15 protein-coding genes and 1 pseudogene are annotated in these 15,726 nt (G+C 61.1%); 10 read left to right on the plus strand and 6 right to left on the minus strand.

The window, feature by feature from the left end; translation table 11 throughout:
* Window positions 1-2: 2 nt before the first annotated feature.
* Window positions 3-665 carry an amino acid ABC transporter permease gene (locus tag AC3ZU9_RS21235; protein WP_093545278.1) on the minus strand — a complete coding sequence of 221 codons (663 nt, stop codon included), beginning with the start codon at window positions 663-665 and terminating at the stop codon, window positions 3-5.
* A 51-nt stretch (window positions 666-716) separates the two neighbouring features.
* Window positions 717-1,565, minus strand: coding sequence for a transporter substrate-binding protein (locus AC3ZU9_RS21240; RefSeq protein WP_012723817.1), 849 nt, complete (start codon window positions 1,563-1,565; stop codon window positions 717-719).
* Window positions 1,566-1,898: 333 nt separating this feature from the next.
* Between AC3ZU9_RS21240 and AC3ZU9_RS21245 the strand changes: the two genes are divergently transcribed.
* Both AC3ZU9_RS21245 and AC3ZU9_RS21250 read left to right on the plus strand, forming a co-directional pair.
* The gene (locus tag AC3ZU9_RS21245; protein WP_012723816.1) at window positions 1,899-2,147 is read left to right on the plus strand and encodes a hypothetical protein; all 249 of its coding nucleotides are present in this window, start codon (window positions 1,899-1,901) and stop codon (window positions 2,145-2,147) included.
* 73 nt (window positions 2,148-2,220) lie between these two features.
* Window positions 2,221-2,511 (plus strand): annotated as a pseudogene (locus AC3ZU9_RS21250) (thioredoxin family protein); the annotation flags it as partial.
* Between the two features lie 22 nt (window positions 2,512-2,533).
* Here AC3ZU9_RS21250 and AC3ZU9_RS21255 read toward each other — a convergent pair.
* The 3 genes from AC3ZU9_RS21255 to rpiB all read right to left on the minus strand — a co-directional run bounded on the left by AC3ZU9_RS21255 (window position 2,534) and on the right by rpiB (window position 5,982).
* On the minus strand, window positions 2,534-4,102 hold the full coding sequence (locus tag AC3ZU9_RS21255) for a TerC family protein (RefSeq protein ID WP_490091271.1): 1,569 nt from the start codon (window positions 4,100-4,102) through the stop codon (window positions 2,534-2,536).
* A 374-nt stretch (window positions 4,103-4,476) separates the two neighbouring features.
* Window positions 4,477-5,457 carry a sugar-binding transcriptional regulator gene (locus AC3ZU9_RS21260; protein WP_064053880.1) on the minus strand — a complete coding sequence of 327 codons (981 nt, stop codon included), beginning with the start codon at window positions 5,455-5,457 and terminating at the stop codon, window positions 4,477-4,479.
* A 63-nt stretch (window positions 5,458-5,520) separates the two neighbouring features.
* Window positions 5,521-5,982: a ribose 5-phosphate isomerase B gene (gene rpiB, locus AC3ZU9_RS21265; RefSeq protein WP_064053881.1), complete on the minus strand. Its 462-nt coding sequence runs from the start codon at window positions 5,980-5,982 to the stop codon at window positions 5,521-5,523.
* A gap of 283 nt (window positions 5,983-6,265) precedes the next feature.
* Here rpiB and AC3ZU9_RS21270 point away from each other — a divergent pair, with 283 nt between their 5' ends.
* The 7 genes from AC3ZU9_RS21270 (at window position 6,266) to dhaL (ending at window position 13,531) form a co-directional block, all read left to right on the plus strand.
* A complete protein-coding gene (locus tag AC3ZU9_RS21270) occupies window positions 6,266-7,753 on the plus strand; it encodes a sugar ABC transporter ATP-binding protein (RefSeq protein WP_490091272.1) in 1,488 nt (495 codons plus the stop codon).
* The gene (locus tag AC3ZU9_RS21275) at window positions 7,750-8,739 is read left to right on the plus strand and encodes an ABC transporter permease (protein ID WP_102060314.1); all 990 of its coding nucleotides are present in this window, start codon (window positions 7,750-7,752) and stop codon (window positions 8,737-8,739) included. The genes AC3ZU9_RS21270 and AC3ZU9_RS21275 overlap by 4 nt, the downstream gene beginning before the upstream one ends.
* Before the next feature lie 34 nt (window positions 8,740-8,773).
* Window positions 8,774-9,781 (plus strand): substrate-binding domain-containing protein, encoded by a 1,008-nt coding sequence (locus AC3ZU9_RS21280; protein ID WP_102060315.1) that lies wholly within the window; start codon window positions 8,774-8,776, stop codon window positions 9,779-9,781.
* A gap of 146 nt (window positions 9,782-9,927) precedes the next feature.
* Window positions 9,928-10,683, plus strand: coding sequence for an SDR family oxidoreductase (locus AC3ZU9_RS21285; protein WP_122810677.1), 756 nt, complete (start codon window positions 9,928-9,930; stop codon window positions 10,681-10,683).
* A gap of 27 nt (window positions 10,684-10,710) precedes the next feature.
* Complete coding sequence (locus AC3ZU9_RS21290) at window positions 10,711-11,826, plus strand: MDR/zinc-dependent alcohol dehydrogenase-like family protein (protein WP_490091273.1); 1,116 nt, start codon at window positions 10,711-10,713, stop codon at window positions 11,824-11,826.
* Between the two features lie 55 nt (window positions 11,827-11,881).
* Entirely contained in the window at window positions 11,882-12,883 is a 1,002-nt protein-coding gene (locus AC3ZU9_RS21295; protein ID WP_490091274.1) for a dihydroxyacetone kinase subunit DhaK, read from the plus strand.
* Between the two features lie 3 nt (window positions 12,884-12,886).
* Entirely contained in the window at window positions 12,887-13,531 is a 645-nt protein-coding gene (dhaL, locus tag AC3ZU9_RS21300; protein ID WP_102060319.1) for a dihydroxyacetone kinase subunit DhaL, read from the plus strand.
* Window positions 13,532-13,741: 210 nt separating this feature from the next.
* On the opposite strand, the gene sohB is transcribed toward dhaL, so the two are convergent.
* Window positions 13,742-14,767: a protease SohB gene (gene sohB, locus AC3ZU9_RS21305; RefSeq protein ID WP_012723814.1), complete on the minus strand. Its 1,026-nt coding sequence runs from the start codon at window positions 14,765-14,767 to the stop codon at window positions 13,742-13,744.
* Window positions 14,768-14,962: 195 nt separating this feature from the next.
* Here sohB and AC3ZU9_RS21310 point away from each other — a divergent pair, with 195 nt between their 5' ends.
* A complete protein-coding gene (locus AC3ZU9_RS21310) occupies window positions 14,963-15,673 on the plus strand; it encodes a histidine phosphatase family protein (RefSeq protein ID WP_012723813.1) in 711 nt (236 codons plus the stop codon).
* The last annotated feature ends 53 nt before the right edge of the window (window positions 15,674-15,726 follow it).

Raw genomic sequence — 15,726 nt, forward strand, 5'->3', positions numbered from 1 at the left:
CCTTAACGACGGATCGCCAGACGCTGTTCCAGGTAACGGAGCAGCATGGCAATGAGGTAACAGGCGGCCACGTAGAGCGCGGTCGTGACCAGCCAGGTTTCAATCACCCGGTAGCTTTCGACGTTGATCTTGCGGGCGTAATAGGTCAGCTCGGGCACTGCGATGGCGGCGGCGAGCGAGGTGTCCTTGAACAGCGAAATGAAGTTGTTCGACAGCGCGGGCAGCACGTTGCGCAACATCACCGGCACGGTGATGTAGGCACGGATACGCCACTCACCCAAACCGATGGCCAGCCCGGCTTCACGCAAGCCCTTGGGAATGTTCAACAGCCCGGCGCGGAATACTTCGGTCAGGTAGGCACCGGCGTACAGCGACAAGGTGATGATGAACGACGGGATCTTGTCCAGGCGGATGCCCAGGCTGGGCAAGGCGAAGTAGATCAACAGGATCAGCACGAGGATCGGCGTATTGCGGATCACCGTCACGTACACCGAGGCGAGCACGCGCAGCGCCTTGTGCCTGGACAGCATGGCAAACGCCATCATCAGGCCGATCACGCAGCCCATCGCAATCGACAGCAGCGCCAGCTCAAGGCCCAGGCCGAGCCCCGCCAGCAAGCTGGGGAAGTCGCGCCACACGGCGGCAAAGTTCAACTGATAGTTCATGGTCGGCAGTACCTGATTGGGGCGCCTTCAGCGACGCCCCAGGTTTTCGATTTACTTGAACTCAACCGGGAAGCCGATCGCCGGCTCCGGCAGGTCCACACCGAACCATTGCTTGAACGAGGCCTTGTAGGTCGGGAACTCCACGCCGGTCATGGCTTCATGCAGCGCGGTGTTGACGAAGTTCAGCCAGTCCTGGTCGCCACGCTTGACGGCGCACGCGTAGGTCTGTGGGCTCCAGGCGTAGGCCGGGCTGCGGTAGCGGCCTGGGTTCTGCACCATCAGGTACTTGACCGAGGACTGGTCGGTGGCGGCGGCATCGGCGCGACCGGAGTTCACGGCCTGGTACATCAGGTCGACGCTGTCGTACTGGTCGACCTTGGCCTTGGGCAGCGCCTGGTGCACCAGCTCTTCGGCGTAGACGTTTTGCAGCACGGCCACGGTGACGCCGTCGCCGGCGGCCTGCAAGTCTTCGATCTCTTTGTACTTGCTGTTGTTCGGCAGCAGCAGGCCCACGCCTTCGCGGTAGTACGGCAGGGTGAAGGCCACCTGCTGCGCACGGCTGGCGGTGACGGTGATGAACTGACAACTCATGTCGACCTTGTCGGTCAGCAAGTTGGGAATCCGCGCGTCGGAGGACTGCACCACGAACTCGACCTTGCTCGGGTCGTTGAACAAGCCCTTGGCCACAATGCGGCCGATGTCGATATCAAACCCCTGCAACTTGCCATCCGCTCCCTGGAAGTGCCACGGCGCATTGGTACTGCCTGTACCCACGATCAGGTGCCCACGCTTGAGCACATCATCGAGCTTGCTGTCTGCCGCCTGCACTACGCTGGCGAGGGAAGCCGATGCGGCGAAGAGAAAAACACACGCTTTAAACACGGAAGGTCGGTGATGCATGACAAGCACTCCAGGAGTTGTGTATTCCGCTATACCGGAACTTAGTATGTAACAACGGAATAGACAGCAGAAAGTGTGCCACACGCGGTAACAGAAAAATATGACGTCTTTAAATTCGTTATAAATCAGTCAGATGACTATTCATAAGCGGCAAGGCGTTACGCCAGCATCTGGAATCACATTGCTACCCAAGGCCCCACATGCCGGTGACAGGCCTCAATCGAGTGCGCCACAACCACCTTGCCGCGCACCGTTGCAGTGCGCAGGCAGCCTGGAAAAATCCCCACACTGGACTAGCCTTGGCACATCTCTGCCGACAAGGACCCCGCCCTGATGAAGCTCCGTCTCACCCTGGTTTTGCTCGCTTTCCTGACGGCCGGCAGCGCCTCGGCCAGCAACGACCGTCGCGAATGCAAAGAAGAACTGCGCAAGCTCAATGACGCCTTGAGCACCAACTACACCAGTCAGAACCACCATGGCTACCGCCAGGCAAAGGCCTCACGGGACAATCTGGAATACAAGAAATGCGCAAGCCAGGCACGCAAGGCGCGCGAACGCGTGGAGCGTAACGGCGACCTGTGAAGGTTGACAGTAGACGGGGGTGATATCCCAGCTTAGCGTTGGCCCAAATACCGCAGCCGACAGGGAGATCACCATGGGAATTGCCACAGACGTCATTGCCAGCAACGAGGAATATCAGTCAGTGCTGGCTGCGCACCCGACCGTTTTCATGTTGTTTGTTTCGCAGACGTGTCCGGGCTGCACAATCGCTGCGGAGCTTTTCGAACCCATCGCCAAAAAATACAACCCGGCAGTGAAAAGCCTGGTGCTTGATACCGCCAAAACCCCCAGGCTCGAACAGGTCATTAGCACGCCCACACTGGTGGTGCACGCCAATGGCAAAATCAAGGAAACACTCAACGGGTTTGGCCCCAGGGAAACCCAGGAGCAAACACTCAACGAGCTATTCAGCCGCTATGCGCAGCAGCAGGCACCAGACGCACCTGCGTCACCCGGCGCTCCTCAACGGCCGCGACCGTCAGGCGCCAGCCCTCGTGCTCCAGGCTATCGCCCACCACTGGCAGGCGATCCAACAGGCTCATGACCAGGCCAGCCAGCGTCTGGTAATCCTCGGTCGCAACAGCCTTGAAGCCGGTGCGCTGACGCACCAGATTAAGGTTCAAGGCACCATTGGCAAGGAAGCCATCGCCTTCCTCAACGATATCCGGCCCCTCGATCTCACTGGCGTCCGGCAACTCACCGGCGATGGACTCGAGAATGTCGGTCATGCTCAGCACGCCCATGAAGTCACCGAATTCGTTGATCACGAACGCAATATGGGTCGACTCCTGGCGCATCTGCTCCAACGCGTTGAGGATCGAAAAGCTCTCAAGCAGGTTGATCGCGCGGCGCGCCAGGTACTCCAGGTTAGGCTCGTTGCCGGACAGGTATTCCTTGAGCAGTTCCTTCTTGTGCACAAAGCCAAGTGGCTCATCGACAGCCCCGTTGCGAATCAACGGCAGCCGCGAGTAGGACGAATGCATCAGTTTCAGGCGAATACTGTCGGGATCGTCCGCCAGATCGATGCAGTCAACCTTGGCCCGCGGCGTCATCAAGGTGCGAATCGGCCGTTCGGCCAGTTGCAGCACGCCGCTGATCATCACACGCTCGCGTCGATCAAACAGCGGGCCTTGGCTCGCGTCCGACTCGCCCAGCAGATCGGCAACCTCTTCATCCACCTCCTCCACCGCCAGGCTGCGGCCGCCGAGCAAACGCATCACCGCGTGGGCGGTGCGCTCACGCACCGGCAACACACCTTGCGCGGACTTCTTGCGGCGTGAACGGGCGATCTGGTTGAACACTTCGATCAGGATCGAGAAACCAATGGCCGCGTACAGGTAGCCTTTCGGAATATGGAAGCCCAGGCCTTCGGCGGTCAGGGCGAAACCGATCATCATCAAGAAGCCCAGGCACAGCATGATCACGGTGGGGTGTGCGTTGACGAAGCGGGTCAACGGCTTGCTCGCCACGATCATCAGGCCGATGGACACGATCACTGCGATCATCATCACCGCCAGCTCGTCCACCATGCCCACGGCGGTGATCACCGCGTCGAGGGAGAACACCGCGTCGAGCACCACGATCTGCGCCACGATCGGCCAAAACATCGCGTAGGCCACATTGCCCGTGCGCTGGGCCACATGGCCTTCGAGGCGCTCATGCAATTCCATGGTGGCCTTGAACAGCAGGAACACACCACCAAACAGCATGATCAGGTCACGCCCGGAGAAGCTCTTGTCGAACACCTCAAACAGCGGCTGGGTCAGGGTCACCAACCAGGAAATACTCGCCAGCAGGCCCAAACGCATCAGCAATGCCAGGGACAAACCGATCAGACGCGCACGGTCGCGCTGCTCCGGTGGCAATTTGTCCGCCAGGATCGCGATAAACACTAGGTTGTCGATGCCGAGCACCAGTTCCAGCACAATCAAGGTCAACAGGCCGAGCCAGGCCGTTGGATCCGCTAACCATTCCATTTATAGAGTCTCTTCAGTCAATGTTCAGAATGCCGGGCACGGCAAAGTGCGGTCAGTGGACCGGTACAAGGCTAGCAGTCGGAATACGGGGTGTTCGAAAGGCAACAGCGGCAGCGGATGTCTTGAGGAAAGACGACTGGGAGGCTCCGAGAGGGTGTTCATGCAAGTCCTGAAATAACAAAAGGACTTGAATCCTACATTCGAAACACAAATTTCCTACAACGCAAAACTATTACAAAACCTGTACTTCAAGCACACCCAAAGCCCACGTGGGAGGGGGCTTGCCCCCGATAGCGGTATTTCAGTTACACCTAGGCTGGCTGATACACCGCATTCGCGAGCAAGCCGGCTCCCACATTTTAATCTGCGCCCTGTCAGGTTTTGCGCGTCGCGTCGTCAAGCGCCAAAATCGTATGGGCATTCGTCACCGTCGTGGCGAGCGTGTTGATCACCCCCGACCGCAACGCCCCCAGCGTCGCCGCCGCCTTGGTGTTCTCGCTGGCAATCGCCACCACATCCGGGATCCGAAACAACTCCTGTACCGTCAGGCCGATCACCCGCCCCTGAATGGCGTTGACCGCGGGCTGCCCGTGGATGTCGATAAAGTCGTACCCCATCATGTCACCCACGGTGCCGGACAACCGCGCCTGGGCGATTTCCTGGGGCGAGAACCAGCCCATGCGCACCATGTTGCTGTTTTCGCTCATGTCACCAATGCCAATCAACGCGATATCCGCCCGCCGCGCCCGGTCGAGAGTCGAACGCACCGTATCGTTATTGATCAACACGCCACGCAGTTCCGGGTTGGCCACCAGGGCCGGGGCGTACAGGCTTTCACTTTCACCGCCAAACCGCAGGGCCAGGCGCCGACAGATATGGTCGGGGTTCATGTATTCGCCAGCCTTGAGCGAACCGCCGATCGCGCAAACAAACGTGCAGTTGCGCGTCACCGGCAGGAACACGTTATCGGCCACCGCACCCACGTTGCGCCCCATGCCGACGGCGACGATCATGCCATCGCTCAATGTTTTGTTCAGGTAGTTGGCCACCAGGCTGGCGACGGCCGAACGCTGGGTATCGGGGTCGCTATGATCGACCGCGATCAACGCGCGATCCAGCTTGAAGCGCGTGACCAACGCCTGCTCCAGCTCGTTGTTCATGGCCGGATGCTGCAGCACGCGCACCTCGACAATACCCTCATCGCGCGCACGTTTGAGCAGGCGACTGACCTTTGCCCGCGACAGGTCGAAGCGCTTGGCAATGGCTTCCTGAGTGACGTTCTCGAGGTAATAGAGCATCGCCACTTCGGTCATCTGATCGATATCGCTGGCAATGCGCTGGGTACTGTCACTCATGGGGACGGGCTTCCGTTTCGGCGTCAAAGGCGCATTCTCCCGACTCTGGCCCCGTTTAGTCCACTACTGATGCCCATCGCGCTCGATCGCATTGATCCGGTCCACCTTGGCCCCGGAACGCGCGGCTTCGAACTCCGACTCCAGGAACGACTTGACGATGCTCTTGGCCAGCTCGGCGCCGATCACCCGCGCACCGATGGACAGGATCTGCGCATCGTTGCTCTTGCGTGCGCGCTCCGCCGAGTACGTGTCATGGGCCTGGGCCGCCCGGATGCCCAGCACCTTGTTAGCGGAAATGGCCATGCCGATCCCGGTGCCGCACACCAGCACGCCCAGTCGCTGCTGCCCGGCATTGATCGCCGTGGCCACGGCCAGGGCGATGTCCGGGTAAAGCACGGGCGCGGTGGAATGGGTGCCGAAGTCGGTCACTGGGTAGCCCAACGCCTCGATATGACGCTTCAACAGCTCTTTGAGCTCAAAACCCGCTTCATCGCATCCGATAGCCACCGGGAAAGGTGTGTTCATGGCGTCTGGCTCCGCTGCCGTGATCGTACTTACGACTGATCAAATGATCATTCAGTGAAATTCCGCTCAGACATTTCTCGGTCATACGCCCCTCTCTGTCAAGCTTGATTTAACTGACTCGTCAGTCAAACGCCTCTGTAAAGGCGTTATTGCCGATAAAGATGAGAATCGGCGCTTTTACATTAAAGAGATTGACTGATCAGAATTTCATTTGATACACATATGTGCACAGCGAAACATGACTCTGCGACCTAATAAGAATTCACAGCACGAGGACACGCCGATGGCCACGCCATTACTGCTCCAGGCTGAACACGTCGCCAAGGCTTACGCCGGGGTTCCTGCCCTGCGTGACGGCCGCCTCTCGTTGCGGGCCGGTAGCGTCCACGCCCTGTGCGGCGGCAACGGCGCAGGCAAATCGACATTCCTGAGTATCCTGATGGGCATCACCCCGCGTGATGCCGGGAGCATCCTGCTCAACGGCACAGCGGTGCAGTTCAACCGCCCGAGTGAAGCCTTGGCGGCGGGGATCGCGATGATCACCCAAGAGCTGGAATCCATCCCCTACATGACCGTCGCCGAAAATATCTGGCTGGGACGCGAACCACGTCGCGCCGGCTGCATTGTCGACACCAAGACCCTGAACCGCCGCACCCGCGAGTTGCTCGAAAGCCTGGAGTTCGAGGTCGACGCCACCCGCCCCATGCACCGCCTGAGCGTGGCGCAGATCCAACTGGTGGAAATCGCCAAGGCCTTCAGCCATGACTGCCAGGTGATGATCATGGACGAGCCCACTTCAGCCATCGGCGAGCGCGAAGCGGAAACCCTGTTCAAGGCCATCCGCCGCCTCACCGCCCGGGGCGCCGGTATCGTGTATGTGTCGCACCGCCTCAGCGAACTGGCGCAGATCGCCGATGACTACAGCATCTTTCGCGACGGCGCCTTTGTCGAAAGCGGGCGCATGGCCGATATCGACCGCAACCATCTGGTGCGCGGCATCGTCGGCCAAGAACTGACCCGCATCGACCACAAGGTCGGCCGCGAATGTGCCGCCGACACCTGCCTGCAGGTCGACAACCTGAGCCGCGCCGGCGAGTTCCACGACATCAGCCTGCAACTGCGCCAGGGTGAAATCCTCGGCATCTATGGCTTGATGGGCTCAGGGCGCAGCGAATTCCTCAACTGCATCTATGGCCTCACGGTGGCTGACTCCGGCAGCGTCACGCTGCAGGGCAAACCCCTGCCGATCGGGCTGCCCAAGGCGACCATCAATGCCGGTATGTCGCTGGTCACCGAAGACCGCAAGGACAGCGGCCTGGTGCTGACCGGCAGCATTCTTTCCAACATTGCATTGTCAGCCTACAAGCGTCTGTCGAGTTGGTCGCTGATCAATGCGCGCAAGGAAACCCAACTGGCCCAGGACATGGTCAAGCGCCTGCAGATCAAGACCACTTCCCTGGCGTTGCCGGTGGCCTCCATGAGCGGCGGCAACCAGCAGAAAGTGGTGCTCGCCAAGTGCCTGTCCACCGAGCCGGTGTGCCTGCTGTGTGACGAACCCACCCGCGGTATCGATGAAGGCGCCAAGCAGGAGATCTACCACCTGCTCGACCAGTTCGTGCGTGCCGGTGGCGCCGCCATCGTGGTGTCGTCGGAAGCTCCGGAGTTGCTGCACCTGAGCGATCGCATCGCCGTATTCAAAGGCGGCCGGCTGGTGACCATCAGCACCGACACCGCCCTTTCCCAGGAAGCCTTGTTGAGTCTTGCCTCATGAATGCCAAAACACTGTCTACACCTGCCGCTGCCCCCATTGCTGCCGCGCCACGCAATCGCCTGCGCCTGTCTCTCGACCGTTTCGGCCTGCCGCTGGTGTTTATCCTGCTGTGCGTGGTGATGGCGTTCTCCAGCGAATACTTCATGACCTGGCGCAACTGGATGGACATCCTGCGCCAGACCTCCATCAACGGCATCCTCGCGGTGGGCATGACCTACGTGATCCTCACCAAGGGCATCGACTTGTCGGTGGGTTCGATCCTGGCCTTTGCCGGGTTGTGCAGCGCCATGGTCGCGACCCAGGGTTACGGCCTGCTGGCGGCGGTCAGCGCGGGGATGTTTGCCGGCGCGATGCTCGGCGTGGTCAATGGCTTCATGGTCGCCAACCTGTCGATCCCGCCGTTCGTGGCGACCCTGGGCATGCTCAGCATTGCGCGGGGCATGACCTTCATCCTCAACGACGGCAGCCCGATCACCGACCTGCCCGACGCGTACCTGGCGCTGGGCATCGGCAAGATCGGCCCGATCGGTGTGCCGATCATCATCTTCGCCGTGGTCGCGCTGATCTTCTGGATGGTGCTGCGCTACACCACCTACGGCCGCTATGTGTACGCGGTGGGCGGCAATGAAAAGAGCGCACGCACCTCAGGCATCGGCGTGCGCAAGGTGATGTTTTCGGTGTACGTGGTCTCGGGCCTGCTCGCCGGACTGGCCGGCGTGGTGCTGTCGGCACGCACTACCTCCGCCCTGCCCCAGGCCGGGGTTTCCTACGAACTGGACGCGATTGCCGCCGTGGTGATCGGCGGCACCAGCCTGTCGGGCGGTACCGGCAGCATTGTCGGCACGCTGTTTGGCGCACTGTTGATCGGCGTGATCAACAACGGGCTGAACCTGCTCGGCGTGTCCTCTTATTACCAGCAGGTCGCCAAGGGCCTGATCATCGTATTCGCAGTACTGATCGACGTGTGGCGCAAGAAAAAACGCTAGAGAACGACCGATAACAATAACTGGAGTTCTATTTATGAAACTTGGTACCACCTTGGCCGCCGCGGCGGCCCTCTCCCTGCTCGCCAGCAGTATCGCAATGGCCGCCGATGGCAAGACCTACAAAATCGGCGCAGCCGTCTACGGCCTCAAGGGCCAGTTCATGCAGAACTGGGTCCGCGAGCTCAAGGAACACCCGGCGGTCAAGGACGGCACCGTGCAGCTGACCGTGTTCGACGGCAACTACGACGCCCTGACCCAGAATAACCAGATCGAAAACATGGTGACCCAGCACTACGACGCGATCCTGTTCGTGCCCATCGACACCAAGGCCGGTGTCGGCACGGTCAAGGCGGCCATGAGCAACGACGTGGTGGTCATTGCCTCCAATACCAAAGTCGCCGATGCCGCCGTGCCTTATGTGGGCAATGACGACGTGGAAGGCGGCCGCCTCCAGGCCCAGGCCATGGTCGACAAGCTCAACGGCAAGGGCAACGTGGTGATCATTCAGGGGCCGATCGGCCAGTCGGCGCAGATCGACCGGGAAAAAGGCGAACTGGAAGTGCTGGGCAAACACCCAGGCATCAAGATCATCGAGAAAAAGACCGCGAACTGGGACCGCGCGCAGGCCCTGGCGCTGACCGAAGACTGGCTGAACGCTCACCCAAAAGGTATCAACGGCGTGATTGCGCAGAACGATGACATGGCCCTGGGCGCCGTGCAGGCCTTGAAGTCTCACGGGCTGACCTCCAAGGACGTGCCCGTCACCTCGATCGATGGCATGCCGGATGCAATCCAGGCGGCGAAGAAAGACGAAGTCACCACCTTCCTCCAGGACGCCCAGGCCCAATCCCAGGGCGCGCTGGACGTGGCGCTGCGGGCGCTGGCCGGCAAGGACTACACGCCGAAGTCGGTGATCTGGGAGCGCTATGCCAAGGACGTGAAATGGGGCGATGGCACCGCCAAGACCTACATCCTGCCGTGGGTGCCGATCACTAACGCCAACGCCGACGCCCTCTACAAACAAGTCAGCGGCGGTAAATAGATATTGACTTGAAATACGGTCAAGTGTGAGAGCTGGCTTGCCTGCGATGGCATCCATCAGGTGTGACTGACACACCGAGGTGCCCGCATCCCAGGCAAGCCAACTGCCACATTGGATCTTCACCGTTTTCAAAAATGGAGTCATTCATGTCTGGATTCTGGAACCAAGCCTTCGACCTCAGCGGCCGTTGTGCGGTGATCACCGGTGGCGCCGCCGGGATCGGCCTGGCGTGCGCCACCCTGCTGGTGGAACGCGGCGCCCGCGTGGCTTTGCTGGACCGCGACCCAGCAGTCGTCGAAGTCGCCGCCAGCCTCGGCCCCGGGAACCTGGGAATCGCCGTCGACCTCTGTCAGATCGCCCAGATACAACACACCATCGACACCGTGTTCGAACACTTCCAGCGCCTGGACTACCTGATCAACAGCGCTGGCGTGGCGCTGCTGGACAAGGCCCTCGACGTCGAAGAAAACGCCTGGGATACCACCCTGGACATCAATCTCAAGGCCAGTTTTTTCGTGGCCCAGGCCTGCGCCCGGCACATGCTCGCCGGCAGCAGCGGGCGGATCGTCAATCTGGCGTCCCAGGCCGCCGTGATCGGCCTGGACCGGCACGTCGCCTACTGCGCGAGCAAGGCGGCGATCGTCGGCATGACCAAGGTACTGGCCATGGAATGGGCGCCGCAGATCAACGTCAACGCCATCTCCCCGACCATCGTCGAGACGGCCCTGGGCAAAAAGGCCTGGGCCGGTGAAGTGGGTGAAAAGGCCAAATTGCAGATCCCGGCGGGCCGCTTCGCGCAACCGGAAGAAATCGCCGGGCTGGCGCTGTACCTGCTCAGCGATGCGGCGCAGATGATCACAGGCGCCAACATGGTGATCGACGGCGGCTACAGCATTCAGTAATTCATTTTTTTGTCGTGAGGTTTTGTCATGTCCACCGTCACCGAACGCACACCTGAACAACTGTCCCCGGTCATCCCGAAAACCATGCAGGCCGTGGTCTGCCATGGCCCTGAAGATTACCGCCTGGAAACCGTCGACGTACCCACACCCGGCCCCGATGAAATCCTCACCAAAGTCGAGTTGTGCGGCATCTGCATGGGCGATATCAAGACCTATCGCGGCGCCCCTTCGTTCTGGGGCGACGCCGAGCAGCCGCGCTATGTGAAACCGCCGATGATTCCCGGCCATGAATTCGTCTGCCGCGTGGTTGCCCTGGGCCCAGGCGCGGAAAAACGCGGCGTGAACGTCGGTGACCGGGTGATCTCCGAGCAGATCGTGCCGTGCTGGGGCTGTCGCTTCTGCAACCACGGCCAATACTGGATGTGCCAGAAGCATGACCTGTATGGCTTCCAGAACAATGTGCAGGGCGCCATGGCCCAGTACATGATCTTCACCAAGGAAGGCATCATCCACCCCGTGCCGGACTCGATCGCCCCGGAGGAAGCGATCCTGATCGAGCCGCTGGCGTGCTCCCTGCACGCCGCGGAACGCGCCAACGTGGATTTTGATGATGTGGTGGTGGTCGCCGGCGCCGGCACGCTGGGCCTCGGGATCATCGGCGCGGTGCGCATGCGCAACCCGAAAAAACTCATCGTGCTGGACATGAAGCCCGAACGCGCCGCCCTCGCCCTGCGCATGGGCGCCGACGAAGTTTGGAACCCGGCCGAGGTGGATGTGCTGGCGAAAATCCGCGAGATCACCGAGGGCTACGGTTGCGACATTTACATTGAGGCCACCGGTCACCACAAGGCGGTGAACCAGGGCCTGGCGATGCTGCGCAAGCTGGGGCGTTTCGTCGAGTTCAGCGTGTTCAATGACGAGGCGACGGTGGACTGGTCGATCATTGGCGACCGCAAGGAACTGGACGTGCTGGGCTCACACCTGGGGCCGTACATGTACCCACGTGCCATCGACTTCATCGGCAACCGCAAGATCGACATGCGCGACGTGGTGACCCATAAATTCGCCTTGGCGGACTTCAAGGAAGCCTTTGCGGTGATGGAGCGCGGCGACAAGTCGCTGAAGGTAGTCCTCGAACCTTAAGAACACACGCAGCTGACCATTGTTGCCCTTTAGAACAAGAACAGGAACCCGCGTTATGAATCGAGTCATCAACGATCCGGACCACGTGGTCGAGGACATGCTGCGCGGTATTCTGGTCGCGCACCCCGAGTTGCGCCAATACGAGACCAACCCACGGGTCATCACCCAAGCCACGCCACCTGCGCCCGGCCGCGTCGGCATTGTGACCGGCGGTGGTTCGGGCCATGAACCGGCCTTCCTCGGCTACGTCGGCCCGGGCCTGGTGGATGCCGTGGCCGTCGGCGAGGTTTTTTCCTCCCCCACCGCCAAGAGCTTCTTCGATGCCTTCCGCGCCGCCGACCAGGGCGCAGGCGTGGCCTGCCTCTACGGCAACTACGCCGGCGACAATATGAACGTGAAACTGGCGGTGAAAATGGCCGCCAGCAAAGACATGCGCATCCGCACGGTGGTCGCCAACGATGACGTCGCGTCCGCGCCCAAGGCCGAGAGTGCCAAGCGTCGTGGCGTGGCCGGGGAAATCTTCATGTGGAAGCTCGGCGGTGCCGCGGCCGCCCAGCACTACAACCTCGACGACGTGATTCGGGTCGCGCAAAAGACCGTCGACCACTGCCGCTCGATTGGTATCGGCCTGACGCCCTGCACCATCGCGGCGGTGGGCAAGCCGAACTTCCAGATCCCCGATGGCCAGATGGAGCTTGGCATCGGCCATCATGGCGAACCGGGCATTGAGGTGATCCCGATTGAGCCCGCCGCCGCCATGGCCGAACGCATGCTGGCGCCGATCCTGGCCGACCGCGACTTCAGCCAGGACGACAGCGTGGTGGTGCTGGTCTCGGGCCTCGGTGCCACGCCGATCATGGAGCTGTATATCTTCTATGCCGAGGTCGAAACACAGCTCAAGGCCAAAGGCTTGAAGATTCACCGCTGCTATGTCGGCAACTACTTTACGTCCCTGGAAATGATGGGCGTGACCCTGACCCTGCTCGGCCTCGACGCGGAGCTTACAACCCTGATCGACCAACCCTGCCGCTCCATCGGCATGACCCAGGCGGAGTGAACCATGAGCCAGCATTTTTCCACCCGTGACGGCAGCGCCATCGTCGCCGACCTGGTCAGCGTGATCGTGGCCAACCGTGAGTACCTCAGCGAGGTCGACGGCGCCATTGGCGATGGCGACCACGGCATCAACATGGCCAAGGGTTTCGCCCATTGCGGGCGCACGATCGAAGGCCGTCAGCTGACCTTGGCCGAAGCACTGGATGAGTTGACCCTCAGCTTGATGGAAGGTATCGGCGGCTCCATGGGCCCGCTCTATGGCAGCCTGTTTATCGGCATGGCCGATGAAGTGCGCGGCAGCGACAACATCGACGCCGCGACGTTTGCGCACTTGCTGCGCGGGGGCTTGACCTCGCTGCAGGACATTACCGAAGCGGGCGTCGGCGACAAGTGTCTGATGGACACCCTGATCCCGGCGGTGGAGGCGTTTGAGCAGGCACGGGCATCCGGCGCCTCCTTCAGTGATGCTCTGGAATCGATGAAACGCGCTGCGTCCCAGGGACGAGATTCAACGAAAGATCTGGTGGCGAAGATTGGTCGAGCCAGTCGGCTCGGCGAGCGGTCGCTGGGGGTGCTGGATGCGGGGGCGGTGTCGTGCTGCCTGATCCTGACGCGGTTGGCCGACTCGATACAGCCCAGGTTGGCGTAGCCGACTTCTTTTGAGCGTACAGAGCAACCTGTAGTGAGCGGGCTTGCCCCGCGCTGGGCTGCGAAGCGGCCCTGAACCCTACTACCGCGGTTTGTCTGAAAGCGCGCGGTGACTGGATGGGGGCCGCTTCGCAGCCCAGCGCGGGGCAAGCCCGCTCACTACAGTGGTAGCTATCGTTAGAAAGAGATCATCTGCATTCTGGCAATCGGATTACCAGAACCGCTGCTGGGTCAGCCGGCTCCACCACGTCAGCAATACCCGGTCTACCGAGCCACTGGCCGCCAGGCCTACGCGCTCCTGCAAGCTCTTGCGCTCGGCATAGTGCAGGTGGAAAACCTCGGCGGTCTTGGCCTTGGTGGCCAGGTATTCGTCGCTGGTTTGCAGCTCGTCGACCAGTTGCTTGTCGAGGGCTGCAACACCCAACCACACTTCCCCGGTCGCTACGTCATCGATGGCCAACTGCGGGCGGTAACGCGAGACGAAGTTCTTGAACAGCTGGTGAGTGATGTCCAGGTCTTCCTGGAACTTCTCGCGGCCTTTCTCGGTGTTTTCGCCAAACACCGTGAGGGTGCGTTTGTACTCGCCGGCCGTCAGGACTTCAAAGTCGATATCGTGCTTCTTCAGCAGGCGGTTGACGTTGGGCAACTGCGCCACCACGCCAATCGAGCCGAGGATGGCAAACGGGGCGCTGATGATCTTCTCGCCGATGCACGCCATCATGTAGCCGCCGCTGGCCGCGACCTTGTCGATGCACACGGTCAAGGGCACGCCGGCCTGACGGATACGCGCCAGTTGCGACGAGGCCAAGCCATAGCTGTGAACCATGCCGCCGCCACTTTCCAGGCGCAGCACCACTTCGTCCTTGGGCGTGGCCAGGCTCAGTAAGGCGGTGATTTCATGACGCAGGCTCTCGGTGGCCGAGGCTTTGATATCGCCGTCGAAATCCAGCACAAACACCCGAGGCTTGGCGTCGGCTTTGTGCTTGCCCTTCTTCTTTTCGGCTTTGCCTTCGGACTTGCGCAGGGCCTTGAGCTGGTCCTTGTCGAGCAGGCTCGACTCCAGGCGCTCACGCAGGCCCTTGTAGAAATCATTGAGTTTGCTGACCTGCAATTGGCCGGCGGACTTGCGACGGCCCTTGCTGCGCAGCGCGGCAAAGCTGATCAATACCACCAGAATAGCGACCACCAGGGTGACGGTCTTCGCCAGAAAGCTCGCGTATTCGGCCAAAAAATCCATAGTTCTCCTTACAAGTGCGGTGCGCCGGGCGCGGATTGCCCCAGCATACCGACGGCATCGCGTTCGGGCCAGTGATCAAACAGCCAGCAACCCAGCGCTCTAACGCGCTTTTAAAACAAGCGTATGTTTTTTCATTGACAGCTCGCAGGCATCCTCATAACCTCGCCTGACTTTCAACGTACCGGGAAAACGGACGTGGGCAGCATCTATCTGATTCGACATGGCCAGGCCTCCTTCGGTGCAGACGACTACGACGTCCTGTCGCCCGTCGGCGTGGAGCAGGCGCAAGTGCTCGGTCGCCACCTGGCGGACATGGGCCTGGTCTTCGACCGCTGCGTGGCCGGCGACCTGCGCCGCCAGCAGCACACCGCCACCGCCGCCTTCGATCAGTACCACGCCCTCGGCCTGCCGGTGCCGGCCCTGGAAACCGATAGCGCGTTCAACGAATTCGATGCAGAAGCGATCATCCGCGCCCTGCTGCCCGACCTGCTCAGTACCGAACCCGAGGCCCTGGAGATCCTGCGCAATGCCGCGCAGAACCGCAGCGAATTCCAGCGCATCTTCGCCCTGATCATTGACCGCTGGCTGGCCGGCACCTATGACCCACCTGGGTTGGAGAGTTGGTTGGGCTTTGTGGAGCGCGTCCAAGGTGGCCTGCAACGCATTCTGGAAGCGGCGGACAACTCGCAGAAGATCGCAGTGTTCACCTCCGGTGGCACCATCACCGCCCTGCTCCACCTGATTACCCGAATGCCCGCGGCCCAGGCCTTCGAACTGAACTGGCAAATTGTTAACACCTCGCTCAACCAGCTGAAATTCCGTGGTCGCGAGGTGGCACTGGCTTCCTTCAACAGTCATACCCACTTGCAACTGTTGAAGGCGCCGCAGCTCATCACGTTCCGATGAACTGCGGCCAACCGTGACCCCAAGGTCACTGGACTCCACCCTAAAGGATCGAA

Source organism: Pseudomonas sp. A39 (assembly GCF_058145955.1).

Excerpts from the sequence above, each read along its gene's own strand:
- AC3ZU9_RS21280 (WP_102060315.1), top strand. The coding sequence starts at position 8,774 with ATGAAACTTGGTACCACCTTGGCCGCCGCGGCGGCCCTCTCCCTGCTC.
- AC3ZU9_RS21270 (WP_490091272.1), top strand. The coding sequence starts at position 6,266 with ATGGCCACGCCATTACTGCTCCAGGCTGAACACGTCGCCAAGGCTTAC.
- AC3ZU9_RS21260 (WP_064053880.1), bottom strand. The coding sequence starts at position 5,457 with ATGAGTGACAGTACCCAGCGCATTGCCAGCGATATCGATCAGATGACC.
- AC3ZU9_RS21295 (WP_490091274.1), top strand. The coding sequence starts at position 11,882 with ATGAATCGAGTCATCAACGATCCGGACCACGTGGTCGAGGACATGCTG.
- AC3ZU9_RS21245 (WP_012723816.1), top strand. The coding sequence starts at position 1,899 with ATGAAGCTCCGTCTCACCCTGGTTTTGCTCGCTTTCCTGACGGCCGGC.
- AC3ZU9_RS21285 (WP_122810677.1), top strand. The coding sequence starts at position 9,928 with ATGTCTGGATTCTGGAACCAAGCCTTCGACCTCAGCGGCCGTTGTGCG.
- rpiB (WP_064053881.1), bottom strand. The coding sequence starts at position 5,982 with ATGAACACACCTTTCCCGGTGGCTATCGGATGCGATGAAGCGGGTTTT.
- AC3ZU9_RS21290 (WP_490091273.1), top strand. The coding sequence starts at position 10,711 with ATGTCCACCGTCACCGAACGCACACCTGAACAACTGTCCCCGGTCATC.
- AC3ZU9_RS21235 (WP_093545278.1), bottom strand. The coding sequence starts at position 665 with ATGAACTATCAGTTGAACTTTGCCGCCGTGTGGCGCGACTTCCCCAGC.
- AC3ZU9_RS21275 (WP_102060314.1), top strand. The coding sequence starts at position 7,750 with ATGAATGCCAAAACACTGTCTACACCTGCCGCTGCCCCCATTGCTGCC.
- dhaL (WP_102060319.1), top strand. The coding sequence starts at position 12,887 with ATGAGCCAGCATTTTTCCACCCGTGACGGCAGCGCCATCGTCGCCGAC.
- sohB (WP_012723814.1), bottom strand. The coding sequence starts at position 14,767 with ATGGATTTTTTGGCCGAATACGCGAGCTTTCTGGCGAAGACCGTCACC.
- AC3ZU9_RS21255 (WP_490091271.1), bottom strand. The coding sequence starts at position 4,102 with ATGGAATGGTTAGCGGATCCAACGGCCTGGCTCGGCCTGTTGACCTTG.
- AC3ZU9_RS21240 (WP_012723817.1), bottom strand. The coding sequence starts at position 1,565 with ATGCATCACCGACCTTCCGTGTTTAAAGCGTGTGTTTTTCTCTTCGCC.